1 protein-coding gene is annotated in these 429 nt (G+C 38.5%); it reads left to right on the top strand.

Going from position 1 to position 429, the window contains the following annotated elements; translation table 11 throughout:
• A partial coding sequence (locus tag AC1VNY_RS42745; protein WP_482409712.1) for an MFS transporter occupies positions 1 to 429 on the top strand: 429 nt, incomplete at both ends.

The following is a 429-nucleotide window of genomic DNA, read 5'->3' as shown; positions in this document are numbered from 1 at the left end:
CATTATTATTTGCCAATAATTTGTGGTACTTGTCAGAAGGTATGTTAGGTCCGCTCTTCGGTATTTTTTGTGAAAGGTTCAACTCGTCTCCCTTAGACATATCATGGGTATGGTCTTTGTATTTAATTTCAGTTGGAATTGTAGTAATTGGCTTGGGTTATATTTCAGATTTTATCCATAAAGAAAAATTGCTGGTTGCGGGGTATGCGCTCCAAACCATATTTACCTTTTGTTACATCTTTATAACAAGTAAAAAGCAACTGGCTTTATTGCAAATTGGCCTTGGAATATCAGGTGGACTCTCTACTACAACTTGGTATGCTCTGTATGCCCGCTATGAAGATAAAACGCATGAAGGACTTACTTGGGGTTTGGCCAATGGGTTGTCAAGTATTTACACTGGGATCGCCTTGTTATGTGGTGGTCTAA

The organism is Bradyrhizobium ferriligni, from assembly GCF_056837965.1.
Note: the sequence above shows the minus strand (reverse complement) of the source record. Positions and strands in the feature narration are given on the sequence as shown.